The sequence below is a fragment of the Robertkochia flava genome, from assembly GCF_020166515.1.
Classification (GTDB): Bacteria; Bacteroidota; Bacteroidia; order Flavobacteriales; family Flavobacteriaceae; genus Robertkochia; species Robertkochia flava.
The window spans coordinates 1-25,657 of the sequence record NZ_JAINZT010000006.1 but is presented as its reverse complement, the minus strand read 5'-3'; the positions used below and the strand labels follow the sequence as shown (position 1 = coordinate 25,657).

The 25,657-nt window shown below is 48.1% G+C and carries 20 protein-coding genes; 10 read left to right on the top strand and 10 right to left on the bottom strand.

Features of this window, described 5'->3' with window-relative positions; all coding sequences use genetic code 11:
• Complete coding sequence (locus tag K7R11_RS09245; RefSeq protein ID WP_224490261.1) at positions 1 to 735, top strand: tyrosine-protein phosphatase; 735 nt, start codon at positions 1 to 3, stop codon at positions 733 to 735.
• A 1,075-nt stretch (positions 736 to 1,810) separates the two neighbouring features.
• On the opposite strand, the gene K7R11_RS09240 is transcribed toward K7R11_RS09245, so the two are convergent.
• Both K7R11_RS09240 and K7R11_RS09235 read right to left on the bottom strand, forming a co-directional pair.
• Positions 1,811 to 4,180 (bottom strand): GumC family protein, encoded by a 2,370-nt coding sequence (locus tag K7R11_RS09240; RefSeq protein ID WP_224490260.1) that lies wholly within the window; start codon positions 4,178 to 4,180, stop codon positions 1,811 to 1,813.
• 9 nt (positions 4,181 to 4,189) lie between these two features.
• On the bottom strand, positions 4,190 to 4,972 hold the full coding sequence (locus K7R11_RS09235) for a polysaccharide biosynthesis/export family protein (protein ID WP_224490259.1): 783 nt from the start codon (positions 4,970 to 4,972) through the stop codon (positions 4,190 to 4,192).
• Between the two features lie 849 nt (positions 4,973 to 5,821).
• Between K7R11_RS09235 and K7R11_RS09230 the strand changes: the two genes are divergently transcribed.
• The gene (locus tag K7R11_RS09230) at positions 5,822 to 6,475 is read left to right on the top strand and encodes a UpxY family transcription antiterminator (RefSeq protein ID WP_224490258.1); all 654 of its coding nucleotides are present in this window, start codon (positions 5,822 to 5,824) and stop codon (positions 6,473 to 6,475) included.
• A gap of 675 nt (positions 6,476 to 7,150) precedes the next feature.
• Here K7R11_RS09230 and K7R11_RS09225 read toward each other — a convergent pair.
• From K7R11_RS09225 to K7R11_RS09215, 3 genes are read right to left on the bottom strand one after another with little or no spacing between them, the layout of a single operon-like run.
• Entirely contained in the window at positions 7,151 to 8,446 is a 1,296-nt protein-coding gene (locus K7R11_RS09225) for a C40 family peptidase (RefSeq protein ID WP_224490257.1), read from the bottom strand.
• Positions 8,447 to 8,456: 10 nt separating this feature from the next.
• Entirely contained in the window at positions 8,457 to 9,512 is a 1,056-nt protein-coding gene (locus K7R11_RS09220) for an aminotransferase class I/II-fold pyridoxal phosphate-dependent enzyme (RefSeq protein WP_224490256.1), read from the bottom strand.
• Positions 9,512 to 10,522, bottom strand: coding sequence for a dipeptide epimerase (locus K7R11_RS09215; RefSeq protein WP_224490255.1), 1,011 nt, complete (start codon positions 10,520 to 10,522; stop codon positions 9,512 to 9,514). The genes K7R11_RS09220 and K7R11_RS09215 overlap by 1 nt, the downstream gene beginning before the upstream one ends.
• Before the next feature lie 1,419 nt (positions 10,523 to 11,941).
• Between K7R11_RS09215 and K7R11_RS09210 the strand changes: the two genes are divergently transcribed.
• Positions 11,942 to 13,366, top strand: coding sequence for an L-serine ammonia-lyase (locus K7R11_RS09210; protein WP_224490254.1), 1,425 nt, complete (start codon positions 11,942 to 11,944; stop codon positions 13,364 to 13,366).
• 67 nt (positions 13,367 to 13,433) lie between these two features.
• Here K7R11_RS09210 and K7R11_RS09205 read toward each other — a convergent pair whose 3' ends face one another.
• Positions 13,434 to 13,781 carry a four helix bundle protein gene (locus K7R11_RS09205; RefSeq protein ID WP_224490253.1) on the bottom strand — a complete coding sequence of 116 codons (348 nt, stop codon included), beginning with the start codon at positions 13,779 to 13,781 and terminating at the stop codon, positions 13,434 to 13,436.
• A gap of 98 nt (positions 13,782 to 13,879) precedes the next feature.
• On the bottom strand, positions 13,880 to 14,344 hold the full coding sequence (locus K7R11_RS09200) for a Cif family virulence factor (RefSeq protein WP_224490252.1): 465 nt from the start codon (positions 14,342 to 14,344) through the stop codon (positions 13,880 to 13,882).
• A gap of 543 nt (positions 14,345 to 14,887) precedes the next feature.
• On the opposite strand from K7R11_RS09200, the gene panB reads away from it, so the two are divergent.
• The 3 genes from panB (at position 14,888) to K7R11_RS09185 (ending at position 17,999) form a co-directional block, all read left to right on the top strand.
• Entirely contained in the window at positions 14,888 to 15,706 is an 819-nt protein-coding gene (gene panB, locus K7R11_RS09195; protein WP_224490251.1) for a 3-methyl-2-oxobutanoate hydroxymethyltransferase, read from the top strand.
• Positions 15,707 to 15,709: 3 nt separating this feature from the next.
• Positions 15,710 to 16,408, top strand: a complete 699-nt coding sequence (locus K7R11_RS09190; protein WP_224490250.1) for an RluA family pseudouridine synthase — start codon at positions 15,710 to 15,712, stop codon at positions 16,406 to 16,408.
• A gap of 1,099 nt (positions 16,409 to 17,507) precedes the next feature.
• Positions 17,508 to 17,999, top strand: coding sequence for a DUF4252 domain-containing protein (locus tag K7R11_RS09185; RefSeq protein ID WP_224490249.1), 492 nt, complete (start codon positions 17,508 to 17,510; stop codon positions 17,997 to 17,999).
• 13 nt (positions 18,000 to 18,012) lie between these two features.
• Here K7R11_RS09185 and K7R11_RS09180 read toward each other — a convergent pair whose 3' ends face one another.
• Both K7R11_RS09180 and K7R11_RS09175 read right to left on the bottom strand, forming a co-directional pair.
• Positions 18,013 to 18,903: a DMT family transporter gene (locus K7R11_RS09180; protein ID WP_224490248.1), complete on the bottom strand. Its 891-nt coding sequence runs from the start codon at positions 18,901 to 18,903 to the stop codon at positions 18,013 to 18,015.
• 1 nt (position 18,904) lies between these two features.
• Positions 18,905 to 20,449 (bottom strand): hypothetical protein, encoded by a 1,545-nt coding sequence (locus tag K7R11_RS09175; RefSeq protein WP_224490247.1) that lies wholly within the window; start codon positions 20,447 to 20,449, stop codon positions 18,905 to 18,907.
• A gap of 154 nt (positions 20,450 to 20,603) precedes the next feature.
• Here K7R11_RS09175 and K7R11_RS09170 point away from each other — a divergent pair, with 154 nt between their 5' ends.
• From K7R11_RS09170 to leuB, 4 genes are read left to right on the top strand one after another with little or no spacing between them, the layout of a single operon-like run.
• Complete coding sequence (locus K7R11_RS09170) at positions 20,604 to 21,776, top strand: 2-isopropylmalate synthase (RefSeq protein ID WP_224490246.1); 1,173 nt, start codon at positions 20,604 to 20,606, stop codon at positions 21,774 to 21,776.
• A 7-nt stretch (positions 21,777 to 21,783) separates the two neighbouring features.
• On the top strand, positions 21,784 to 23,193 hold the full coding sequence (gene leuC / locus K7R11_RS09165) for a 3-isopropylmalate dehydratase large subunit (protein WP_224490245.1): 1,410 nt from the start codon (positions 21,784 to 21,786) through the stop codon (positions 23,191 to 23,193).
• An 11-nt stretch (positions 23,194 to 23,204) separates the two neighbouring features.
• Positions 23,205 to 23,795 carry a 3-isopropylmalate dehydratase small subunit gene (gene leuD / locus K7R11_RS09160; protein ID WP_224490244.1) on the top strand — a complete coding sequence of 197 codons (591 nt, stop codon included), beginning with the start codon at positions 23,205 to 23,207 and terminating at the stop codon, positions 23,793 to 23,795.
• 10 nt (positions 23,796 to 23,805) lie between these two features.
• Complete coding sequence (leuB, locus tag K7R11_RS09155) at positions 23,806 to 24,924, top strand: 3-isopropylmalate dehydrogenase (protein ID WP_224490243.1); 1,119 nt, start codon at positions 23,806 to 23,808, stop codon at positions 24,922 to 24,924.
• A gap of 62 nt (positions 24,925 to 24,986) precedes the next feature.
• On the opposite strand, the gene K7R11_RS09150 is transcribed toward leuB, so the two are convergent.
• A complete protein-coding gene (locus K7R11_RS09150; protein ID WP_224490242.1) occupies positions 24,987 to 25,376 on the bottom strand; it encodes a hypothetical protein in 390 nt (129 codons plus the stop codon).
• Positions 25,377 to 25,657: the final 281 nt, after the last annotated feature.

Here is a 25,657-nt window from a genome sequence, read left to right as displayed (position 1 = left end):
ATGCTATCCCTGTTTTCTTCGAAAATATACTATAAAGATCTGACGCACAATGCCGTAGACATCCACTGCCACCTCCTTCCCGGCCTGGATGACGGGGCAACAGACATGGAAATGTCTTTGAAAATGACGGAAAACTATTTGGAACTGGGGTATCAAAAGGTGATCTGCACCCCCCATATCATGGAAGACCATTTCAATTTGAATGCTTCAAAGATCGGTACCGCCTTAAACGATTTACAGCAGGAAACTAAAGTTAAGGGCTATGAGCTGCACCTGGAAGCCGCTGCCGAGCATATGACCGACGGACAGTTCGAACACCTGTTAAAGACCGGAGAACTTCTTCCTTTATACAACGATATGGTGCTGATCGAAACCGGATTCCTGGCCGCCCCCCTGAACCTGAAACAGCTCTTGTTTGAAATGACCAATGCCGGGTATACCCCTGTACTCGCCCACCCCGAGCGGTATAGCTACCTCTCCAAACCGGAACAATACAAACGCCTGAAAGACCGGGGGTGTTTGTTGCAGGTTAATGCCTTGTCTTTAACGGGGTATTACGGGAAAAGTATACAGCAAAAGGCGGAGTTTTTGGTAGAGAAAGGGTTCGCGGATGTTATGGGGACGGATGCACATCATGAACGACATTTACAACGGTTGCTTGATTTTAAGGTAAATAATAAATTTGCCAAACAGCTTGAGGTGGTGATTGGGAGAACTAATGAGCTTTTTGGGTAAATTCAAATCTCCTTTAATCACATTCTTTCTCTTTTTCCCCACCCTAAAGGGCGAGAGAAAGAATGCGATTATTTCGACATTAGGATTCTAAGGTTATGCTACCATTCCCGGGCGCCTTATCATAAAAACATTCAGCATATTTTCTGATCAACAGAATTCCTATAGAATAAACACCTAAATTGAGATAATATGCATTCTACGCAACTTGCCTGACCGAATTAAATTTTAAACGGCATAGTTAAAATTTCAAGCTTTTCCTCCGCCCTTTAGGGAGGGGAAATGAGGAAAATCTTGAAATTTTTCTTGGTTCATGTGGTTTTTCAAAAAGTGAATCCCTGACTACCTATCGGAGGCAGGCAGGCTCGCCTGCCATAGGCTATGACGGTTTTTTTAATGTAGCACCCAATTTTAAAATCTGCCTTTCCTATAGCTCAACTAACCAGGTTATTTTTTCCGTGAGAACTATATTCAATCCCTTTCCTTCTCCATTTCCCCTCCCTAAAGGGCGGGAGAAAGAAAGGGATTATTTATGACTTGAATTTTCAATTAAAATTAATGATTAGTAAAGCCCTTTTTAAGGCATCCTACACCTGCACCAAAAAGAGAAGCATCATAGTTTATGAAAGCTAAGCTTCCTCTCCTCCCTTTAGGGTTGGGGAAAAGAGAGGAAACTGAAGTTTTTAATAATTACTCGATAACCATAATTAACAGCTCTTACCATTTTTATATAAGTTAATACCGTCCGCAGGTTCTGGCAGGCCAGCCTGCCTGCCTTACCGCCAGGTAGGCAGGGACCCGCTTGGTGAAGTTAGCGTAATTAGCCAGGTGCTGTCTGAGCCACGCAGTAGGCGTGGTGAGTTCAGCTGGCTTAGCTAACGAGACAATGGCGGATGGCCGAAGAACCAGGACTAGACTTTTTTGTTACTTTTTTACTCACTCCTGGTTATCGTTCTAGACAAGTTCGTGAGCCCTAACGGGGTTGGGCAATGCAAAAAAGTAAGGCGAAAAATTAATGAAAAGGCAAAAACAAAAAACTCCCATTTGGGAGTTTTTTAAAATCAATGCAAAATATATTTTAAGCCGACAATCGTTTTTTAATCTTCCCAAAAAACGTCTCTCTTTCCCGACCATAATAGCTATACCCGTACTTATTACCATACCCGAAATCGGCCATACTAACGTCATTGAGTACGAGGGCTACTTTTTCAAGCTTTTTGGTCTTCAGGGTATCTTTGATGAAATCGGTAAACCTGATCTCGGTATACCCCGAGCGCATCACGTACAATACAACATCTGCGTATTTGTTGATCAGGAAGGTATCGGTTACCAGTAATAAGGGTGCGGTATCGATCACGATATAGTCGTACTCCTGTTTCAGCGTATCGAAAAGTTCCCCGGTGCGCTTGCTTAAAAGGAGCTCTGCCGGGTTGGGCGGGATACTTCCTGAGGTGATCAGGTCGAGTCCGTTAACTTCTGAAGCGCTTACAATATCCCTGAGGTCAATACTCTCCTTAAACAGATAATTCGACAGTCCGGTCTGATTGCGATCGTGTTCAAAATAACGTCCTAGCTGCGGATTCCTGAGGTCGGCCCCGATCAGCACCACCTTCTTTCCGGTACCTGCCAGGGAGATCGCCAGGTTGGCTGCGGTAAGGGACTTTCCTTCCCCCTTGGTGGTGGAGGTTACCAGGATGGTCTTTGCTCCCGCACCTTCTTCCCGGTCAATAAACATGTATTGCAGGTTGGTCCTGAGAATACGGAAGGATTCCGCCAGGATCGATCGTCCGTCATTCGCGATAAATTGCTCCTCCTTATCGTCCACACTTGGCAATTCTCCAACAATCGGGACATTAGCCACCCTGCTTTCGATATCCTTTCGGGTTTGGATCTTATCGTTCAGTAACTCGCGGACATACACGATAAGGAGAGGGAAAATGAGCCCTAATACAAAGGCCCCGCCAAGGATCTGCTCTTTTTTGGGCGAAACCGGTTTTATACTGCTGCGGGCATAGTTCACCACCTTAGCCTTGGGTTCATTGATCGCCATGGAAATGGAAGCTTCCTCTCTTTTCTCCAGCAGGAATAAATACAATGCTTCTTTTATACTCTGCTGACGTTCTATATCCCTGAACTGCTTTTCCTTTACCGGAGCCGCAGCCATCTTCGCATCTACCAGTCGCTCCCTGCTTTTGAGGTCCTGTAAGGCGATCTCCAGGGTTTTGATCTCGGTGCGAAGACTTTCCAAAACCGTACCGCGTAATTCATCGATCTGGGCATCCATGGTCTTTAACACCGGGTTCTTTTCCGTGGTATGCTTTCTCAGTTCATTGCGCTCCATGACCAGGGTATTGTATTGTTCTACCAGAGCGCTGGAACCACTCTCTCCGAGGTTCACCGGAAGCAGTTTCGCATTATCACGCTCCCCGAGGTAACTCACCAGGCTATGAATCACAGAAATCCGGGTATTGAGATCCAGCTGCGCCTTCATGACTTCCTGGGAGGCGGCCGAGATCCCGGAAGCCTGACCTTCCACATCCACCAGTCTGTTACTTACTTTAAAGTCTACTTTATCTGTTTCTACAGAATCCAGTTCGCCGGCGATGATCTTCAGTCGACTTTCAATGAAATCAGAGGTGTTCTTTGCGATCAGGTTGTTATCGGCGATCGCATCCTTGTTGTATTGTTCGATAAGTTCATTGACAATAGCCTCCGCTTTTTTAGTAATGGGGTGCACCAGAGAGATCTCCATCACTGTACTCCCCTTTTTTGAAGGCATCACCTTTACCTCTTGCGCCAAACGCATGGCTACCTCATCTATGGTAAAAAAATGTACCTGGAAATCACTCTTCCGCGATTCCGGAAGCACCTCTTCATCAAAATTTGGAACCACCATGATCTCTGCAAACTCCAGGTCGATCACCTCTCCGAGCGCATAATCATGAATCCCTTTATCATCTGCTATACTTACTGTCTCAGCATCGAGCAGGGTAAAAGTAAGATCGGAAGCAGGCAGACCGACAGCAGTATTATAGCTTAATACCTTTACCTTAAAGGGTTGTTCCCCATATACCTCAAGTCTTTTGATACGGCCTTCCCGATAATACTCCACATTAAGACCCAGGTTCTCTACCACAGGCTTGAGAAGTCGTTCCGACTGGAGGATCTCCACCTCATTCTCTATACTGGAGGTATTCAGGTTATTGAGCACTCCGAGGTTCTGTAAGGCCGCCACTTCACTGGACGCTCCGCCGTTATTGCTGTCTGAAATAATGATCCTCGCCGAAGTACTGTAGGTAGGAACCGTGTACCTGAGATATATGAACGCCGTTGTAACGGCTAAAACCACTCCTAATACCATCCACGGCCAGTACCTCAGATATCTGCCCACCATTTCCTTGATGGAAACCTCCTGTTCTTCTGCTTCTGTTACCTGAAAATCCTGCATAGTAGTCTGTTAATTGGTAAATAATAATCCCAGTCCGATCAGGAATCCTGATACCCCGGTCAGGAATCCGAATATGGAACGGTTGGTCTGGTTGATCTTGAACCTGTTGGGCTCTACATATACAATGTCGTTCTGCTTTAGAAAGTAATTCGGGGAATTAATGAAATCGGCCTTGGTCAGATCCACGGTAAAGGTTTCCCGCTTGCCGTTCTGCTCCCGGATGATCCGGATATTCTCTCTTTTGCTGCTGGGCGTTAGATCTCCCGCAGCTCCAAGCGCCTGAAACAACGTTATACGTTCTCCCTCGAAGATATGGCTCCCGGGATTACCTACTTCCCCAAGTACCGTTACCTGGTTGTTCGTCACCCTGACAAGCACCGTAGGTTCTACCACATACTCCCCAATTTTTTCTTCCAGCAGATCGGTTAGCGCTGCCCTTTTGTAACCGGCAACAGCAACCGTGCCCAACATCGGGAAATCGATATCCCCGTACTCATCCACCTGGTAGGTCATACCGCCCCGGTTTCCATTACCGCCCATCATGTTTCCACCCCCGTTCGGGTTCATGAACGGATTGAAAGGTTGTACTGCCTTCATATCCTGGGCAGTTACCGTGATCTGAAGCAGATCGCCGGGCTGAATAGCCGATGCGTAAGAATCTGCGACATCCCCTAAAGTTGTGTTTTCAATGTTTTGGACATAAAGAAGATCCTTCTTGGTGACACAGGAACTTACTGCAAGCAGTAAAACCCCGAGAACCAGCAAGTTCTGCAGACGGTAAAATTGGTGCATTTAATTCGAATTTGGGCACAAATATAATTAATGACCGGGAGATTGGAATGCGGGCAGGCGTAATTAATGAGGACACGATAGTACGAACCTGCCTGTATGCAGGCAGGGGTGCGAGGTTTTAACTCTCATTATCAGACGGTTACAAGAGCATCTGACAGAAACGTTAAATCGGTGAAATGTCGGTTTTTGGGGATGAAGGGAAGGTAGTTATTAGTTGTTAGTTATTAGTTATGAGTTGTCCATGCCTAACGCAGGTAGGAGTTGTGGCCTGCCTACCACAGGTAGGAATTGTGAATTGTGAATTTTGAATTTTGAATTGTTAGTTGTTAAAAGGATAGAAAATATGAAAGTGATGAAAGTGATGGAAGTGATGTGAGTGATGAAAGTGATGGAAGTGATGGAAGTGATGGAAGTGATGGAAGTGATGGTTTCTGAGTTTCTCCGGGTACGAAGTTACGAAGGTTAAAGCGATGGTATCGATTAACAGGACATCATTGCGAGTTGGCCTTCGGGCCAGCGTGGCAATCTCCTTAATGCGGGTACTAGGTGAGGGATTATGGATTATGGATTATAAATTATGGATGATAAATTATAGATGGATACATGGGTTTCTTCAACTTTACGACTTCTCGACTTAACCCTTTTTACTTATCTACCTGTTTAAATTTTCGCCGACAAATGGTGCGGGATATGGGATTATGGATTGTGGATTATAAATTATAGATGATAAATTATAGATGGATACATGGGTTGCTTTATCTTCACAACTTTACGACTTTACTGCTTTACTACTTTGCTTCTTCGCTCCTTCGCTCAATGACCCTATTCACTAACCAACCTGTTTACCAATTGGCCGACAAAAGTTATTGGTTACGGCTGCCTTCCCTTTTGGGAGGAAACAACAGAAATGTTGAAGGCCTTCTCCTCCCTTCAGGGAAATCCAAGGTGGGTAAAGAGGAAGACCAGGTAACAGTAAACAGTATAAGGAATTATTATCTTTGCACCCAATACAAAATTTCACAACCTATGCAATGGATGGTGCTCTGTACCCGCCCGAGATGGGAGAAAAAGGTAGCCAGTCAGCTGGAGGAAGCCGGTATTGAGGTGTATTGCCCGATCGTGACCGAAGTGCGGCAATGGAGTGACCGTAAAAAAAAGGTAAAGCGTCCGTTGTTCAACTCCTATGTATTTGTGAAGATGGAAGAAAACCGGAGGAATGCTGTTTTTGAGGTCCCCGGCGTGGTGCGCTTTCTTTTCTGGCTGGGTAAACCCGCAGTGGTTCGCAAAGAGGAGATCCTTTTACTAAGGGAATGGCTGGACGGAAAGGTATACGACGAAGCCCGCTTACTGGACCTGAGCCCCGGACAGGAGGTAAAGATCAACTCCGGAGCCTTTAAAGGCCAGGAGGCCATCGTTGAAGAAACCCGAAATAATAAAATAAAGATCCGCCTGCCAAAATTGAATTGCCTGGTGGTGCTGCATCCGTCAGAGGTTCAGGGGTAGATGATTATAGATTATGGATGGTAGATTATCGATTATGGATTATGGATGGTAGATTATGGATTATGAATGGTGAATGGTGAATCGTAAACCGTGAACTAAGTAATGTATCAAAGGTTTTGATCTTCACCAATTCACGACTTTGCCTTCCTTGCGTTCTTCGCCTACCAGCCTATTCACCTATTTGCCTATTCGCCTATTCGCCTATTCGCCTATTTGCTAGATTAAGCAGATTGCCACGTCGGGTTGCACCCGCCTCGCAATGACGTGCAGATAATATTTACCATCACCTTTATCCTCGTAACTTCGTACCCTTAATAAGCAGATCGCCACAACCTGCGATACAGGTTTCGCGAAGACAGCATTTCCTTTTAAATTCTTTGTACCTACGTACCTCTGTACCTACGTACCCATAATAAGGAGATTGCCACGTCGGCCTAGAGGCCAACTCGCAAAGACAACCCGGCTTATAATTTCATCCCCCGACACTCCTTTTAGCCCTGCACCTTAGCATCTGTCAATGATGAAGGAACGAAGATCATTGTACTTGTATTCATCTATAATTTATCATCGATAATCTATAATCCTCTACTTCGTACCCCTGCCTGCCGGCAGGATTTCCTCCCGAGAGGGATGGCAGGTCCGTACCTCCGTACCCGCGTACCTTTCAAACATCAATCAATACACCTCTGCTACCTCACGGACATCAGGCGTCAAATGTCCTAAAACCCTCTTCGCCCTGAAATACCGATTCTTATTGAATTCGTCGTAGTTGTCGGCTTCGGGGTCCATGCTGGAAATGTGGACATCGCCGGAGGAGTGGATGAATTCGTTATTGCCGATCCACATGCCTACGTGGGTTACTTTTTCACTGCCGTCTTCCCTCAGGCTTCCGAAGAAAAGCAGATCCCCGGGCTGCAGTTTAGAAAAGTCTCCTTCCTCATCCACCAGCATGCCGCTGTGCACCTGTTGGGAGGCGTCCCGCGGCAGTACGATCCCGTTCAGGAAATACACCGTCTTTGTAAATCCGCTGCAATCCACCCCCTTGGCGGAGGTTCCTCCCCACAGGTACGGAAGTCCCATCAGGGTTTCTGCCGTATCTACCAGGGAAGTTTCTGAGGTGGCCATGGTTTCCATCCAGTCTGAGTAGGGTCGTGCAGCCGATTTCGGGATAAACGCCTCCCTGCCGTCGGGATAGCCTACCCGGTAGTAATCGCCTTCCTCTCCGTTCAGGGCCAGGATATCTCCTACCACCAGGTCGGATACGATGGCCGCATCGGCCTCTGTGGAGGTTAATGATCGCCCGTAAGGCTCGGTATAGACCACCTTAGACATGGCCTTCCAGGCTTCGAGTGCTTCCTTATTCATGATCTCCAGAGCCCCGTCATCTGCCCAGGCAATGTATTTGTCCGGAGTTTGCACCAGGTGCCACCCCCCTTTCTTCATGAGCACCTTCACCACGGTTCCCATAGTGGCCTGGGTGGCCAGTTCCTGGGAATGCCCGGGATTCGACCGGATATTGGCAACAGAAAGCCGCACCACCCCCAGGGTGTCTGCCCCCAGTTCCGGGGCCGGCAGGTGCTGCACGCTGTCGGTTACCTCAAGGCCCATGGCCGCAAGAGAATCCTGCAGTATGGCCATGGCCGATTTCTGGTCGCTTTGTCCTTTCAATACCCAGTCGGTCTCTTGTTTCTCCAGCTCCAGGTGAAAACGGGCGATGCGCTTATCCGGAGCATAGGTCTGCTGCAGATCGCTAAGTAGCGCCTCGACTTCCTTATCAGATGTATTTTTCTGAGAACAGGAAGCTAAAGCCAGTACGAGCACCAGTGAAGGTAAGGAGGTACGGAGGTACGAACCTGCCATCCCTCTCGGGAGGAAATCCTGTCGCCAGGCAGGGGTACGAAGTATGGACAATAAATTAAACAGAATCTGAAAATTTGGAAATTGGAAATTGGAATTTGTGTTTTTAAACATCTCCGGGGCTTTAATATTTTTTAAAGTATTCATTAAGGGTTTGTGTGAGCTGCAATATATCATTTTCCTCGTGAAATGCAGAGATCACGATGCGGCACATCAGGGGCGAATCGGCATTGGGATAATGGAAATTGGTGATCACGACCCCGCGTTCTTTCAGGTAACCGGGCAGGGCATCGTCTGAAATCGAAAAGCAGGGATATCCTTCACTCCAGGCGAAGCGGTCGAGGTACTCACACTCCTTTACAAACAGTTCGGTATTTCGCTCCAGCAATTCCCTGCGTTCTTCCAGCAGTTCTTCCGACTGCACCAGGGTTTCCAATCCGGCTGCCGTACCGGGTCCGCTCCCCCCAAACCAGGGGTCCTGGCTTATTTTCTTAATGTCTTCCCGGGATCCCAGCAAAAAGCCACCCCCGATACCAAATCCTTTTCCCATGGAACCACATACCAGCAGCTTCTTCGGCTGCATATCCGACAAGGTGCGATAACTACCTCCCCCCTGTTCTCCGGTGATACCGATGGCATGAGAATCATCGGCCACCAGGATCATTTTTTCCAGGGGCAGGGAGCTCAGCCATTCAAATTGCAGGGGTTTGGTGCCCGCAAAATCTACGGTATCAAAGAACAGCACCGGGGTTAAATCCGGCTGGGTTTCCAGGGTTTCCAAAATAGCATTGCGCAGCTCTTCCAGGTCCCGGTGAATCCTATCTCCTGGTACCAGCAAAGCCGCATGGGTATGGGGTGCAAAAAATAAGGGATCACCCTGGCTCCCGAAATATTTCCGGGCCAGCTGACAGGCTGCAAATCCGGAGGACACATACAAGGCGTTCTCTGCCCCTGCGATCCCGGCCAGCCATTGCTCGCCTGCACCAAAGGGATGCAGCTGCACATTGGCGTGACGGGAAGCAGCATAGGTAGTACCATGCACTTCCAGGTTCTTCTGAAAGCGTTCGAGGAATTCAGGATGGGTCTGCAGCCCGAGATAGGCCGTACCCCCGAAATAGAGATACTTCCCCTCCCCGTTCCGGATCATCCTTCCGGGAAAATGATCGATCTCCAGGGCCATTACAACAGGTTTACGCCGCTACCGGGTTCTTCCGGGAATACCACGGAGGCATCCGGATTAATATGCACACCGGTGGCGATATCTTTTTTAAGTAAAAGCGCTCCGTCCATATCCACATAATCCAGCTGGGGGATGAGCTGGGCAATAGCCGAAATACCCACGGTAGATTCCGTCATACAGCCCACCATGACCTGCAGGTCCAACTCCCGGGCTTTGGCGATCATTCGCAGGGCCGGGGTGAGTCCGCCGCACTTAGTAAGTTTTATATTGATGCCGTGAAAATACCCGGCACATTTTTCCACATCGGCTTCCACAATACAGCTCTCATCAGCGATCACAGGAAGCACCGATCCTTCCATCAGCTTTTTATAACCTTCCAGGTCGTCCGCCTTCAGGGGCTGCTCGAGGAATTCCACTCCCAGCTCTTTTAGCTTAGGAGCGTACTCAAGTGCCTGCTCGGCTGTCCATGCGCAATTGGCATCGATCCGGAATACCGCATCCGTATGTTTGCGGAGTTCGGTAACGATCTCCACATCCCGGTCGGTCCCAAGTTTGATCTTGTATAAAGGCCAGGGCTTTTTCTGCATCTTTTCCACCATTTTGGGCACCGTATCAATCCCGATGGTGTAGTTGGACCTGGGATAGGAATCGGTCGTGGTCCCCCAGAGTTCATAGAGGGGTTTCCCCATCAGTTTCCCCCAAAGGTCATTGGCTGCTAGGTCCAGGGCGCAGATGGCAAAATTACTGAGTCCCTTTTCGGTTAGAAACGCATGAAATGCTGCGGGATCCTTCATATCCCAGGCTTCGATCTCCGCGCGAACAGCCTCGATCTCCTCCATCATGGATTCAACGGTTATGTTGTAATACGGATTGGAGGTGGCCTCCCCGTACCCTGTCTTTCCATCCTGCGTTAAAGTGACGATAAGGGAATCCTGAAAATCATGGGATTCACGAGAGATGGAAAAGGTGAATTCCAGCTCCAGCACATATTTTTTTAAGGTGAGTTGCATAGTGGTTATTTATGGGATGAAGATATAAATTTTTGAAAAAGACTCCGAAGGTTTTTGCTGTTTTTATTTCGAATAAATGCTGGTTTATGCTGTTTTTTTGAGGGACGAGTGATGAGGGACGAGGGACGGGCTTAGACGCCATCTATTTCATGGCATTTCTCTTTTCCCCTCCCTAAAGGGTGGAGAAATGCCGGATCATAATAGGATTTAACTAATCAGCTGCTTACAATTAAAAGAAATACCGCTTCCCCTCTCAGGAGAGGGTGCCTGCAGGGCGGATGGGGTGTTTGAGTGTTCTATGCAGCCTCTTAGAAGTGATATGTAGCCGTACTTTTATTAAAAAGATCGCCACGGTCTCCCAAAGTATCGGGATCCCTTGCGAAGACACTTAGTGCCTGGTATAAGGAGATTGCCACGTCAGTGCGAAGCACTGACTCGCAAAGACGACCGGGCTTATAATTTTATTCCCGAAAATCTATTTAGCACTGCACCTCATTATCTGTTAATGGGGGAAGGAGCGAATTTACCTGCCCGTAGGGATGGGAGCTAAAATGTAAAGTCACGAAGCCTATTGAACTTGCATTCATCTATAATTTATAATTGATAATCTATAATCCCCTACCTAGCGCTTTCGTACTCTTTCAGGCAGGCAAGATCAGAGCATTTCTCTTCTCCCCTCCCTAAAGGGTGGAGAAATGCCGGATCATAATACAATTTAACTCATCAGCTGCTTAAAATTAAGAGAAATTCCCCTTTCCCTCAGAAGCGAAGGTACCCGCAGGGCGGATGGGGTGTTTGAAGGTTAACTGCAGCCTCTTAGAAGTGATATGTAGCCGTACTTTTATTAAAGAGATCGCCACGGTCTCCCAAAGTATCGGGATCCCTTGCGAAGACACTTAGTGCCTGGTATAAGGAGATTGCCACGTCAGTGCGAAGCCCTGACTCGCAAAGACAACCGGGTTTATAATTTTATTCCCGAAAATCTATTTAGCACTGCACCCCATTATCTGTCAATGGCAAAGGAGCAAAGGAGCGAATTTACCTGCCGTTAGGCAGGGGAGCAAAGGAGCTAAAATGTAAAGTCGCGAAGTTTGCTGCATTTGCATTCATCTATAATTTATAATCTATAATCCCTTATCTCGTACCCCCGTACCTACGTACCCTCATTGAGGAGATTGCCACGTTGGCCTGACGGCCAACTCGCAAAGACGTATTGATTCAAAATTCATCATTCATAATTCATAATGAACTACCCCCGTACCTCCGTACCCCCGTACCCCCGTACCCCCGTACCCCCGTACCCCCGTACCTACATACCTACATACCTACGTACCTACATACCTTAAAATAACCTTTCCCATTCCCAATTTATAACAACAAAAAACTATATTTGCGGCCACCCTAAAACGTTTTCGCACTATGGAGTGTATCAGTGTTTTCGACATGTTGAAGATTGGCATCGGACCCAGCAGCTCCCATACCCTCGGGCCGTGGAGAGCAGCAGAGCGCTGGATCGGTGAACTTAAGGAAGAAGGCAGTTTTGATAAGCTGGTTAAGATCAGAGCCCATGTGTATGGCTCCCTTTCCCTTACCGGAAAAGGACACGCCACCGATACGGCCATCCTTCTCGGGCTTTCAGGTTGCGACCCGGAGTATTTCCCGGTAGAAAACATCGAAACCCTGATCGCGGATATCAAGGAAAACAAACGCGTACAGCTTAACGGGGAACTGGAACTTCCCTTCTGCGAAAAGGAAGACATCGTTTTTCACAGGGACTTCCTCCCCTTTCACGCTAACGGACTCACCTTTGAAGGGTTCTTCCCCAACGGGGAATCCACTTCGGAGACCTACTATTCCATAGGGGGCGGATTCGTGGTAAAGGAAGAGCGGGAACACGCCAAGGAGAACCTGCAGATCTTTAAAACCTTTCCTCATCCGGTTCAGAACGGGAATGAGCTGCTGGCCGCCTGCAAGGAAACCGGCCTGAACATTTCAGATCTCGTGCTTACCAACGAGCGGTCGCTGCGCAGCGATGAGGAGATCGACAAGGAACTGCAGCGCATCTGGAACACCATGCTGGAATCCATGTACACCGGATGTCATACCGAAGGTATTCTGCCCGGCGGACTCAATGTGAAGCGACGGGCTTACGAGATGCACCAGCGGTTAAAGGGAGACGTGATCTACAGCAATCCGCATGACTGGATCGCAGCCATCCGAAAGACGGAAGTGAAATTCCGCCAGATCCTCAAGTGGGTATCCTGTTTTGCGCTGAGCGTAAACGAGGTGAATGCCTCCCTGGGACGAGTGGTTACCGCACCTACCAACGGTAGTGCAGGGGTGATCCCCTCCGTACTTATGTATTACCTGGTGATCGAGAATCACGAGGCCGATTTTGAACACATCAAAAAATTCCTCCTCGTAGCCAGCGAGATCGGAAGCATCTTTAAAAAAGGAGCCACCATCTCTGCCGCCATGGGCGGATGCCAGGCCGAGATCGGCGTATCTTCTGCCATGGCTGCCGGAGCCCTTACCGAGCTTATGGGCGGTACCCCGGAGCAGGTACTCATGGCTTCTGAGATCGCCATGGAACACCACCTGGGGCTCACCTGTGATCCCATCGGCGGACTCGTGCAAATACCGTGTATCGAACGGAATTCCATGGGAGCCATCAAGGCCATCAATGCCGCAGAACTCGCCATGGAATCAGACCCTTCTCACGCCAAAGTCCCTCTGGATAAGGTCGTGAACACCATGTGGGAAACCGCCAAGGACATGAACTCGAAATACAAAGAAACCTCCGAAGGCGGACTTGCGGTTGGAGTGTATTTATCAGACTGCTAGGGCAGTCTGATAAATGATTATAGATTATCAATTATAGATTATTGATTGATTGCTTGCATACAATAATCTAGCTTTTCGCCTTTGTGGTTAGAATTATGCGGGTAATGATCTTGGCAATGGACTTGATCTCCTTTCTTAATATCTCCGAATCCTCATCATTCAGGTAACCGGATTTATTCAAAAGATCTATCCAATACATGGTTTCATTACTCTCCTTTTGGGCTATCGATAATTTATGAATAAAGTCTGCCTTTGATTCTGCATGCTCGGCTTCCCTGTAGTTTGCTCCGATAGCCGTGCCGCTCTTCAAGAGTTGCTTACTCATTACATATTCCTTCTTATCATTGGTCAAATACTTATAGTACTTGACAATCTCGAGAGCAAAAGCATAACTCTTTTCCTTGATTAAATTCATAGTACATTTTAGTTATACCTTATAAAAATATAGAAAATATACTATATTATTAAAACCTGGATTAGATTAATTATCGATAATCTATAATTGATAATTTATCATTCGTGAAAGCAATCGCCTTTACGTCTGGTATCCACCACAAAAAAGATCTTCCAGCCATCACCTTGTTTGATAAGCTGGAAATTATTCACGCCGCAGTGACTGAGTTCCCCGTCGATCCAGAAGCGATAGGGTGTCCAGGCGTTGGCCATGTCGCCATCCACGCGGATCATATAGTCGGTAAGCTCTTCCCGGAACTGCATGTCTTCGGGCATCCCGGCCATTCGGTTTAGAAAATCATTATAAGTGCTTTTTCGGAGGACGGTATTCCCTTCCTGGTCCTTCCCTATGGTCTCCATGGGGGTGGCATCCATGGCCATGGTACGAAGGACAGCCGTGTCCTTTTTATGAAAGGCTTCGAAGAATTCGATGATGGTTTGCTTCACCATTTCCTCGGGGGTGTCCTGGGCTTGTGTAAATCCACAAAAAAGCAAGAAGGTGGTAGTAAGGAGTGTGTATTTCATTGATGTTGGTTTTGTTTTAAAAGTAAGAATTATTTTGGTTGAAGTTCTCGGTTCCCAGTTCTCGGTTCTCAGTTCCCGGTGATCAGTGAACAGTGTTCAGTAATATCTTTCTAAAATTTAAGGAGCATATTTACCTGCCGGCAGGAAGGGGTGTAAAGTCGCGAAGCTTTTTGCAATTACGTTCATCTATAATCTATCATCCATAATCTATAATCCTTTGTCACGTACCCTTATTAAGGAGATTGCCACGTCAGGTCAAAGCCCTGACTCGCAAAGACAACCTGGCTTATAATTTCATCCCCGATACTTTTTTTTCCCTACAGCACAGTATCTGCAAATGGCGAAGGAGCAAAGGAGCGAAGGAGCAAATTTACCTGCCAGCAGGGAGGGGTGTTAAGTCCAGAATCTAGTAGCGACTGTAACCATCTATAATTTATCATCTATAATCTATAATTCATCATACATCAGCTTTCTTTTTCAATTCCCCCCATTCGTTTAATTAACGGGAAAATCCTACTTTTATACCTTCAAAAAATTCACTGCATGTCTGTTGCCAAAAAAGAATACAAGCGCGTTACTGTAAAGTCCATCCAGGACATGAAAAATAACGGGGAAAAGATCTCCATGCTTACGGCCTATGATTACACCATGGCCCGCATCGTGGACGGAGCCGGGGTCGATGTGATCCTGGTGGGGGATTCTGCCAGTAATGTGATGGCCGGACACGAAACCACCCTGCCAATTACCCTGGACCAGATGATCTATCACGCCTCTGCTGTGGTGCGCGGGATCGATCGCGCCCTGGTGGTGGTTGACCTTCCCTTTGGAAGCTACCAGAGCGATCCCAAGGAAGCACTTCGTTCTGCGATCCGTATCATGAAGGAAAGCGGCGCCCATGCAGTAAAACTCGAGGGCGGAAAAGAGATCAAAGACTCCATAAAACGTATCCTGCACGCCGGAATTCCGGTAATGGGGCACCTGGGGCTTACCCCCCAATCCATTTATAAATTCGGAACCTATACAGTTCGCGCCAAAGAGGATGAAGAGGCCGAAAAACTTAAGGCCGATGCCAAAATGCTGGAGCGTTCCGGGTGTTTTGCCATCGTCCTTGAAAAGATCCCTGCACACCTGGCCAAAGAGGTGGCAGAAAGCGTCAGTATTCCCGTGATCGGCATCGGAGCCGGACCGGGGGTCGACGGACAGGTACTCGTACTCCACGATCTGCTGGGGATGACCCACGAGTTCAATCCCCGATTCCTGAGAAGGTATATGCACCTTTATGAGGAAATGACCGGTGCCATCGGACAATATGTGAAAGACGTAAAGTCGAAGGACTTCCCTAACGAAGAAGAATCGTACTAAGCTGTGAATAAACAGGTCTCAACGGCAAAAAACCTGGAGGTGCTCTATGAGGACAACCACCTGATCGTCGTGAATAAAAGACCGGGGGATATCGTACAGGGCGATAAAACCGGAGACACCCCATTGTCTGAGGTGGTCAAGGAATACATCAAGGCCAAATACAACAAACCCGGGAACGTCTACCTCGGGGTGGTACACCGCCTGGACCGTCCTACCAGCGGGGTGGTGTTGTTTGCCAAAACCTCCAAGGCCCTGCCAAGACTCAACAAGCTTTTTAAGGAAAAACAAACCCTGAAGACCTACTGGGCCGTGGTGCAACCCGCTCCGCCCAAGACGGAAGACCGGCTGGTGCACTGGCTCAAAAGGAATCCCAAACAAAACAAGTCCTACGCCCATCTCAAAGAGGTACCCGACAGCAAAAAGGCCATCCTCTCCTACCGCGTTATGAAATCCCTGGATCGCTATACCTGCCTGGAGATCGACCTGGAAACCGGAAGGCACCACCAGATCCGCTCCCAGCTTTCTGCCATCGGCAGCCCGATAAAAGGTGACCTGAAATACGGCGCCCCGAGAAGCAATAAGGATGCGAGCATCCACCTCCACGCCAGGCAACTGGAACTCATCCATCCTGTAAAGAACACCAAATTGGTCATAACCGCCCCCACGCCAGGCGATGATGCGGTTTGGAAAGCCTGTAGGTGATTATAGATTATAGATTGTGAATTATAGATTATAGATGGTTGAATTCCCATAAGCCTAACAACTTTACCCCTTTACCCATTCACCCATTTGCCTATTCACCCATTTGCCTATTCGCCAATTGAGCTGTAGATACCTATTACAGGGTACGAGGGTACGAGGGTACGAGGTACGGAATTATGGATTATGGATTATAGATGGTTGAATTACTACTAGCTTAACAACTTAACGACCCTGCCATCCCTCTCGGGAGGAAATCCTGTCGGCAGGCAGGTTTACCCCTTTACCCCTTTACCCATTTACCCATTTACCTATTTGCCCATTCGCCAATTGAACTGTAGTAACCTAATACAGGGTACGAGCCTGCCTGCCGGCAGGCAGGGGTACGAGGTACGGAATTATGGATTATGAATTATAGATTGTGAATTATAGATTGTGAATTATAAATTGTAGATAAATAGTTATCATAAGGACTACCCAACTATGATAAACAGCCTAAACTGTCAGCATAATTACATTAAATATCCCTTCCGCTCCGACTGTACCTGTGCCACTTTACCCTCAAAAGGAAAGAAGAGGTCCTTTAATTGGAAAATAGTATCATAATATCATAGCATATATTTGACATTTCTCCTCCCTTTAGGGCGGGGACAAGAGAAATGTCATAAACTTTAATTCCATAAGAACCCAGAATTTCCTGTTAACCCACCCGGAATCAAGGCGCAGTCTTGCCACTCCGCGCCCTGACCAAGGCAGGCAAGCAGACTATATATTTTGTATTCATCGGTCATCTGGATTCCGCAAGACAGCCTGCCTTCCCAATGCAAGCTGGCAGGGTGCCCGGAAGGCGGCATAGTCAGACTGAAGGGGGCTGGTACAGGTTAACTAAATGATACAATTCAGCTACATAAAAGAGATTACAATCAGCAGTTTTAAATTTTACCCTCCTTTTTCATAACTTAACACTATGAATATCAAACACAAACATGATCCCTACTCCCCACTAACGACTCCCGACTAACCACTATCAACTAACCACTAACGACTCCCGACTAACGACTCCCGACTAACGACTAACGACTAACGACTAACCACTAACCATATGAAAACGCTTGCGTCCCTCCTCCTCGCCCTTCTTCTCCTCTCCTGCGGGGCGATGAACATCAACAATTTTTACGATATGCACCGGAATGATCCCGGGGTAACGGCCGTTGAAGTACCGAATTTTGTTCTGGAAGTGCTGAAGAACAGCACCCCCGAAATGCGGCACCTTCTGGATAATGTGGAAGACGTGCGGTTTATGAGCCTGCCCGCCAAAGACCCTGCCTACAACACCCGGGTGGGCATGGAGATCGATCGTATTACCGCCACCGGGTATACCGATGTATATCGCCGTACCGGCGAAGACCTTACCAAAAGCCTTTTTAGTGTAAAGGAAAACGGGAACAGGATCACCGAGCTGGTCTGGTTTGACCAGGGGTACAACAACAGTCTGCTGTTGTATTTCAAGGGAAACTTTGACCCTAAGGTCATCCAGAAGCTTTCAGACACCGAGGAGATTGACGATATCAAGCACCTGCTCAGGGAACAATAATCAGAAGTACTTGTCAGGTCGCAGTTCCCTGCTTGCGGCCCCTTACACTCACCAGGGCCTCCGTGATCACCGCAATAATGATCACCAGTCCGCCAACCAGGGTGTTTGCCCCGGGAATCTCTCCCAGGAAAAGCATGCCCAGCAGGATACCATACACCGGCTGAACACTGCTCATAATACTGGCCGCAGTAACCGAAAAATAGCGGAAACTCATCAATAAAAGCGTATGCCCCACCGAGGTGGTGATCACAGCCAGGGCAAGGAGCGGCAGGAAATTCTCTGAAAAGGTGGTTACCGAGGCCTTCCCGATCACCGGCAAAAGCACCACCGACATCACGATCAGTTGCCAGGTCATCAGCACCGATCCGTTGTATTTCTTCACCTGGGGTTTCAGGATGATATTGCGCAGCGCATAAAAGAAGGCCGAACACAACCCGAAGAGCACTGCCAGGAAATAGCGGTTGTCCAGATCGAATTCCGGAACCAGGAACCAGATCCCCCCAATCACCAGAAGTCCCAGGAAGAGATGCACCTTTTTAAACGGGGTTTTCAGGATAAGCGGCTCCAGTAAACTGGTCATTACCGGGTAGGTATAAATAGACAGCATTCCTACGGCTACAGACGACAATTGCAGGGCGTAAAAATAGGTGACCCAGTGAATCCCGAAAAAGAGTCCGCCAAGCAGGACAATACCCCGGTCCCTGGAGCTAGGTATTCTAAAATCGTACCCCCGGAACCAGGAGAATCCGCCGATCACCAGGGTAGCCAGAAGCGCCCTGTACCAGATGGTGAGCTCCGGATCCAGCGGGATATACCTGCCCAGAACCCCGCTGCTGCTGATGCAAAGCACGGCAAAATTAAGCTGGAGATACGGCCAGAGGTTTTTGGTGTCGGTTTGCTGCATATTATCGGATCAGTACCGCAGCTTTTTCCCGGATGATCTCCCCGATGGGGCGATTCTCGATCTTGCTTTCCAGCCAGGAAATGATATCCAGGTAAAGGAATGCCCTTTTCTCGTAGGGATGATTCTCGAATTTCTTCAGTCGGCTATGCAATTTTTTGAATTCCGCCTTCAGCTCGCTCGGGTAAATATCTCCAAGGCTTCTCATAAAACGGATCATTTCTTTTTGCACCTCGTGAAGGTCGTTCATTTTGAGCAGGAACTTATAGGTGTTTCTAAGCTGTATCTCGAGGTGGTAATCCATTCCTGCATCGTAATGGGCCACGAGGTTAAGCACGCGGGCAAAACACATGAGGTCTTCCCGCATGGTGAGGTTCTTGTTATCGATGATCTTTTTGAGGTAATCGATACATTTTTTATTGTCTCCCGCCCCAAAATACATACAGGCCAGCTTGTAGTAGAACACCATGATGTGGTGTTCGTCGATCATGTTCCCATACTTTTTGATTCCCTCCATGATGGGTTTTTCCAGGGTGAGTCCTTCCTCAAAACTCCCCTCCAGGAAATGCAGGTTGAGCTTGTTGCTGTTCATATACATAAAGGCCAGCACCTTGAGGTTGTCGTTATCGGGAAACTTCTTGTCTTCAATGGTTTCCTGCAGTCGCTGCAGGCTTTCCTTAAAACCGGTACGCGATTTCACGTAGTACATGGTTTCCAGGAGGTAGTTGTTCCCCTTCAGGAAGAATACCGGGTTCAGGTAGATCATGGAAGGATTCTCATAGAAGAGATCCACCCATTTCTTGGCGTATTTAAAGCAGGAAAGAAAATCCTGGGTTAGGAAACTGTACCAGAGGTAGGCCTTATACAGCCATAGTTTTTCGCGAAACCCCAGCTTAGACTGGTCATATTCCGGCAAATGGGAGGTAAAGTATTCACTGATCATCCTGTACTCCTCATCATTCTTCACATACCCAAACTTGAGCATGATCCCATAAAGCTGCAGGGAGAGGTTCGATAGTTTACTGGTGATCACGTTCTGCTGACTCAGTTCCTTGGCCTGTACTGCCAGCTCATCTGCCCGTCCGCTTATACTACGGGTGATGTACTGGGTTTCGATCACCTTTTCCAACTCCACGATCTCGTAGGCGATCACCTTTTCCTGGTTGCTGATAGCCATAGCCTTGGCCTTATCCAGAATCTTAAGGCTCTGCTTATACAGCCCTTTCATATATAAGATGGTCGCAAAATCGAGCTGCTCCCGGATCTGGATACGAATGTTCTGGTTAACCGGGTTCAGGCGTAAACTCACCAGGATCTGCTTGTAAAGATGCGCCTTAAGATTGGAGAGCTGTTGCTTTTTAACGATCCCGCTGGTGAGGATCTCCTTCTCGTTATAGGTTGACATCTTATCCAGCAGGTTAAATAAGGCCAGAAACTTGGCATCGGCATTTACCCCCAGGCGATTCACATAGAGTTTAAACTGTCGCTTTTCCGACTTGGAAAGCGACTTTATAAGGATGAAAAGACTATCGTTAGAGCTACTTGTCATTGTAATAAAATAACCCGCAAATCCTTATTTAACAAGGGTTTACAGCGCTTAATTTCCTGTTCAACATTGTAATATCTCCATTTCCAACTTTAGGATACATCCAAAAGCTGATACTTTCGAGATACAAGCAATGAAATTAAAGTAAAATTATAAAATGAATAACGAAAAAGTCCAAATCTTCGACACCACACTTCGCGACGGGGAGCAAGTTCCTGGATGTAAGCTGGATACTGCCCAAAAAATTGTGATCGCCAGGCGACTCGACGAGCTCGGGGTGGATGTCATTGAGGCCGGATTTCCGATATCCAGTCCGGGAGATTTCAAATCGGTACAGGAGATCGGTAAGGTAGTGGAGAATGCCAGGGTATGCGGGTTAACCCGCGCGGTGAAAAAGGATATTGAAGTCGCTGCCGAGGCACTCAAATCTGCAAGATACCCCAGGATTCACACCGGGATCGGGACCTCAGATTCACATATCAAATACAAGTTTAACGCCACCCGGGAAGAGATCATCGAGCGGGCTGTGGCTGCGGTAAGCTATGCCAAATCCTTTGTGGAAGACGTGGAGTTCTATGCGGAAGATGCCGGTAGAACAGACAACGAGTTCCTGGCCAGGGTTTGCGAGGCAGCGATCAAAGCCGGGGCTACCGTTCTGAATATTCCGGACACCACCGGGTATTGCCTTCCGGAGGAATACGGTAACAAGATCAAATACCTCAGGGAAAACGTGAGGGGGATCGAAAAAGCGATCCTTAGCTGTCACTGTCATAACGACCTGGGTATGGCTACTGCCAATTCTATTGCCGGGGCCCTTAACGGAGCGCGGCAGATCGAATGTACCATTAACGGGATTGGCGAACGTGCCGGTAATACTTCCCTGGAAGAAGTGGTCATGATCATGAAGCAACACCCCGACCTGGGGCTGATTACCGATATCAACACCAAACTCCTCTACTCTACCAGCCAGATGGTTTCTGAGAGTATGGGAATGCCGGTACAACCCAATAAAGCTATCGTAGGCAGCAATGCCTTTGCCCACAGCTCCGGGATCCACCAGGATGGCGTGATCAAGAATCGCGAGACCTATGAGATCATCGATCCGGCAGCCGTTGGGGTAAATGCCTCTGCCATCGTACTTACTGCTAGAAGCGGAAGAGCGGCCCTTGCCTACCGTGCCAAGCTGGTAGGATATGAACTTACCAAACTGCAACTGGATGCTGTATACGAGCAGTTTCTCCATGTGGCGGATAAGAAGAAAGAAGTGAATGATGACGATATCCATCAAATTGTAGAACAAAGTAAAATACGCGTACAGGCCAGCGCCTGATCGATTTATGAAAAAGACATTATTTGATAAGGTCTGGGATGCCCATGTGGTGGAAACTATTGAAAACGGACCCCAGATCCTTTATATAGACAAGCACCTCATTCATGAGGTAACGAGTCCGCAAGCCTTTGCCGAACTGGAAGAAAGGAACATTCCTCTTTTCCGTAAGGACCAGATCGTGGCTACGGCCGACCATAACGTACCTACACAAAACCAGCACCTGCCCATCAAAGACCAACTGTCTAAAAAGCAGGTGGATATGCTAACCTCGAACTGCGAGAAACACGGGGTAACCTTATACGGGCTTGGCCATCCCTACCAGGGAATCGTTCACGTAATGGCGCCGGAGCTGGGGATCACCCAACCCGGAATGACCATGGTTTGCGGCGACAGCCATACCTCTACCCACGGAGCTTTCGGAACTATTGCCTTCGGAATAGGAACCAGCCAAGTGGCCCAGGTATTTGCCAGTCAGTGTTTATTGCTGTCAAAACCCAAAACCATGCGTATTACCGTAAATGGTAAACTGCGCAAGGGCGTACTGCCTAAGGATGTGATCCTGTATATCATTGCCCAGCTGGGGACCAACTCCGGAACCGGGTACTTCGTGGAATATGCCGGGGAGGTTTTCGAAAGTATGAGCATGGAAGGCCGGATGACGGTGTGTAATATGAGTATCGAAATGGGTGCCCGTGGCGGAATGATCGCTCCGGATGAAACCACATTTGAATATGTAAAGGGACGTGAGTTCGCTCCGAAAGGAGAGGAATTCGACAAGAAGGTAGCCTACTGGGAAACCCTTAAAACGGACAAAGGGGCCGAATTTGATATGGAATACGAATTCCAGGGCGAATCCATAGCCCCCATGGTTACCTATGGTACCAATCCCGGAATGGGGATCCGGATCTTTGATGAGATCCCTCAGCAAAACAGCGATTCCTTCGAAAAGGCCCTTTCCTACATGGGCTTTGAAAAAGGAGAAAAACTGCTGGACAAAACCATTAACTATGTGTTTATAGGAAGTTGTACCAATTCGCGAATTGAAGATTTCCGGGTTGCAGCCGCCTATATCAAAGGGAAAAGGAAGGCCGCCAACGTAAATGCATTAATTGTTCCGGGATCTCAGCAGGTCGCCAAACAGATCGTGGCAGAAGGCCTGCAGGACATCTTTGAGGAGGCCGGGTTCGAGATCCGTCAGAGCGGTTGTTCGGCCTGTCTCGGAATGAATGAGGACAAGATCCCTGCCGGAGAGTACTGTGTATCGACCTCCAACAGGAACTTTGAAGGCCGTCAGGGCCCTGGCTCCAGAACCATCCTGGCCAGTCCGCTCGTAGCAGCAGCAACGGCCATTCACGGAAAACTCACTGATATTACTAAGGATGAAGAGGTGCTGGATGCTGCAGCACTGATCATGTAAGCGCATTTAAAATGGAAAAATTCAGAAGATTATTATCCAGGGCTCTGCCCTTACCCATAGAAAACATTGACACCGACCAGATCATTCCTGCCCGCTTTTTAAAGGCGACCAATAAGCAGGGATTCGGAGAGAACCTCTTTCGCGACTGGCGGTACCAGCCGGATGGAACCCCTAACAGGGATTTTATCCTGAACAACCCGGATTATGAAGGGAAGATCCTTCTTGCCGGGAACAATTTCGGGTGCGGAAGCTCCCGGGAGCACGCTGCCTGGGCCCTGGCCGATTACGGGATCAAAGTGGTGGTGTCGAGCTATTTTGCCGACATCTTTAAGGGCAATGCCCTGAACAACGGATTGCTGCCTGTACAGATCAGCGAATCCTTTCTGAACAAGCTGATGCAGGAATGCCGGAAAGATCCGGAAACCACCATTGAGGTGAACCTTGAGGAACAGTACATCAGCCTGGACGGCACCAGTTACCTGGAAGATTTTGAGATCGACCCGTATAAGAAAATGTGCCTGGTGAACGGCTATGACGATATCGATTATTTATTGAGTAAGAAAGCGGCTATTGAAGCCTACGAACAAGAACGTACCTTTTAATTGAGATACTATGAAATTTAAGATCGCGGTATTACCCGGAGACGGAATAGGCCCCGAAGTCACTGCCCAGGCCATTAAATGCCTGGAGACGGTTGCAGATATATTCGACCACAGTTTTGAATTTACCGAAGCTCCGGTAGGAGCCGTCGCCATAGACCAGACCGGCGACCCGTTGCCGGAGGCTACCCTTGATATTTGCAAGGCGAGCGACGCGGTGCTTTTCGGCGCTATCGGAGACCCGAAGTACGACAATGACCCGAGCGCCAAAGTGCGTCCGGAACAAGGGTTGCTCAAACTGAGGAAGTCCCTCGGACTATACACCAACATACGTCCAGTGAAGGCCTATCCTACCCTGATCGACCGTTCGCCCCTGCGTCCGGAACGCATTAAGAATACCAACTTTACCATTTACAGGGAGCTTACCGGAGGTATTTATTTCGGGGAGAAGAAACTGAACAAAGAAGGTACGGTAGCCTCTGATCTCTGCGAGTATTCAGAGATGGAGATCGAACGCATCGCACATCACGCTTTTAAGGCGGCGAGAAACCGAAACAACAAGCTCACCCTGATCGACAAGGCCAATGTGCTGGAAACCTCCCGCCTGTGGCGTAAGGTGGTTACCCGTGTTGGCACGAGCTACCCGGAGGTGGCCCTGGATTTTCTTTTTGTAGACAATGCTGCCATGCAGATGATCCTGAATCCGTCCCAATTCGATGTGATCCTCACCGAGAATATGTTCGGGGATATCATTTCTGATGAAGGGAGTGTGATCGGTGGATCTATCGGACTACTGGCTTCCGCCTCTGTTGGAGATAAGTACGCCTTGTTTGAACCCATACACGGTTCTTTTCCGCAGGGAAAAGGCCTGAATATCGCTAACCCTATTGCATCCATTCTGTCTGCAGTTATGCTGCTGGAGCACCTCGGACTTCAGGAAGAGGCTCATGCGCTGGACTGCGCCGTGGAGATCGCCATAGCAAGAAACATCGTTACCCCGGATCTCAATCCGGAATCCCGGTTCGGAACCCGGGAGGTAGGAGATCAGATTGCCGAACTGCTGTCAAATGCAGGAGAGAATATCTGCTTTAACCGGGAGAACGTTGAGTTTGGAAGATCAACTATAATCTAAGTTGAATTTTGATCCATTTTTAGTGTTTGTTTGAACCCCGGCTCTGCCGGGGTTTCTTTTTATTACTGCGGAAGGGGTGCTCCCACGGCAAGGTCACAACGATGCCCTGGCTGTCCGTGTGGTGGATTCAGGGTCGCGGTGGATGTATTGGTATTCATCAGTCCTGATGCAGCAGGCGTAGTACTTCTCACAGGAGCGTCGAGAGAACTGCCCACAGGGATATCACAGCGGTGTCCCGGTTGCCCGTGAGGCGGATTTACCCCGGCAGACGTCTGCGTTGCCGGCATCTCAGGAAATTTTTCCTTTACCTGTTCAAACTGTTCTTCAGCCTCTTTTTCGTTATACCCGTCCAACACTTCAGTTGAGGAGAAACGGGTCATGTCTGTACTCCACATATATGCAGTACCTCCGAGGAGGATAACAATGAGGAGGACCTTCCAGTATTTTTTCATAGTAGGAATTGTTTAGTTGAGATCAAATATAGGAAAATTGGGGATACGGGGGATATAGGGATGTAGGGATGTAGGGATGTGGGGATGTAGGGATGTGGGGATGTGGGAATGGTGAATGGTAAATGGTGAATGATGAATGATGAATGATGAATGATTGTACGTCCCTGATATAGGTTGACCACTTAAACGTGGAAAACTATGAAAGCAAGTCTTGGAAAGATCCGTAAGAGCCGTCATTATTCGGAGGATTTTAAAAAACAATTGGTCAGTGAATTCGAAAG

Coding starts and splice junctions, on each gene's coding strand:
- K7R11_RS09245 (WP_224490261.1), top strand. CDS start 1: ATGCTATCCCTGTTTTCTTCGAAAATATACTATAAAGATCTGACGCAC.
- leuD (WP_224490244.1), top strand. CDS start 23,205: ATGGAAAAATTCAGAAGATTATTATCCAGGGCTCTGCCCTTACCCATA.
- leuC (WP_224490245.1), top strand. CDS start 21,784: ATGAAAAAGACATTATTTGATAAGGTCTGGGATGCCCATGTGGTGGAA.
- panB (WP_224490251.1), top strand. CDS start 14,888: ATGTCTGTTGCCAAAAAAGAATACAAGCGCGTTACTGTAAAGTCCATC.
- K7R11_RS09215 (WP_224490255.1), bottom strand. CDS start 10,522: ATGCAACTCACCTTAAAAAAATATGTGCTGGAGCTGGAATTCACCTTT.
- K7R11_RS09150 (WP_224490242.1), bottom strand. CDS start 25,376: ATGAAAAAATACTGGAAGGTCCTCCTCATTGTTATCCTCCTCGGAGGT.
- K7R11_RS09225 (WP_224490257.1), bottom strand. CDS start 8,446: ATGTTTAAAAACACAAATTCCAATTTCCAATTTCCAAATTTTCAGATT.
- K7R11_RS09185 (WP_224490249.1), top strand. CDS start 17,508: ATGAAAACGCTTGCGTCCCTCCTCCTCGCCCTTCTTCTCCTCTCCTGC.
- K7R11_RS09175 (WP_224490247.1), bottom strand. CDS start 20,449: ATGACAAGTAGCTCTAACGATAGTCTTTTCATCCTTATAAAGTCGCTT.
- K7R11_RS09200 (WP_224490252.1), bottom strand. CDS start 14,344: ATGAAATACACACTCCTTACTACCACCTTCTTGCTTTTTTGTGGATTT.
- K7R11_RS09180 (WP_224490248.1), bottom strand. CDS start 18,903: ATGCAGCAAACCGACACCAAAAACCTCTGGCCGTATCTCCAGCTTAAT.
- K7R11_RS09170 (WP_224490246.1), top strand. CDS start 20,604: ATGAATAACGAAAAAGTCCAAATCTTCGACACCACACTTCGCGACGGG.
- K7R11_RS09210 (WP_224490254.1), top strand. CDS start 11,942: ATGGAGTGTATCAGTGTTTTCGACATGTTGAAGATTGGCATCGGACCC.
- leuB (WP_224490243.1), top strand. CDS start 23,806: ATGAAATTTAAGATCGCGGTATTACCCGGAGACGGAATAGGCCCCGAA.
- K7R11_RS09220 (WP_224490256.1), bottom strand. CDS start 9,512: ATGGCCCTGGAGATCGATCATTTTCCCGGAAGGATGATCCGGAACGGG.
- K7R11_RS09235 (WP_224490259.1), bottom strand. CDS start 4,972: ATGCACCAATTTTACCGTCTGCAGAACTTGCTGGTTCTCGGGGTTTTA.
- K7R11_RS09240 (WP_224490260.1), bottom strand. CDS start 4,180: ATGCAGGATTTTCAGGTAACAGAAGCAGAAGAACAGGAGGTTTCCATC.
- K7R11_RS09205 (WP_224490253.1), bottom strand. CDS start 13,781: ATGAATTTAATCAAGGAAAAGAGTTATGCTTTTGCTCTCGAGATTGTC.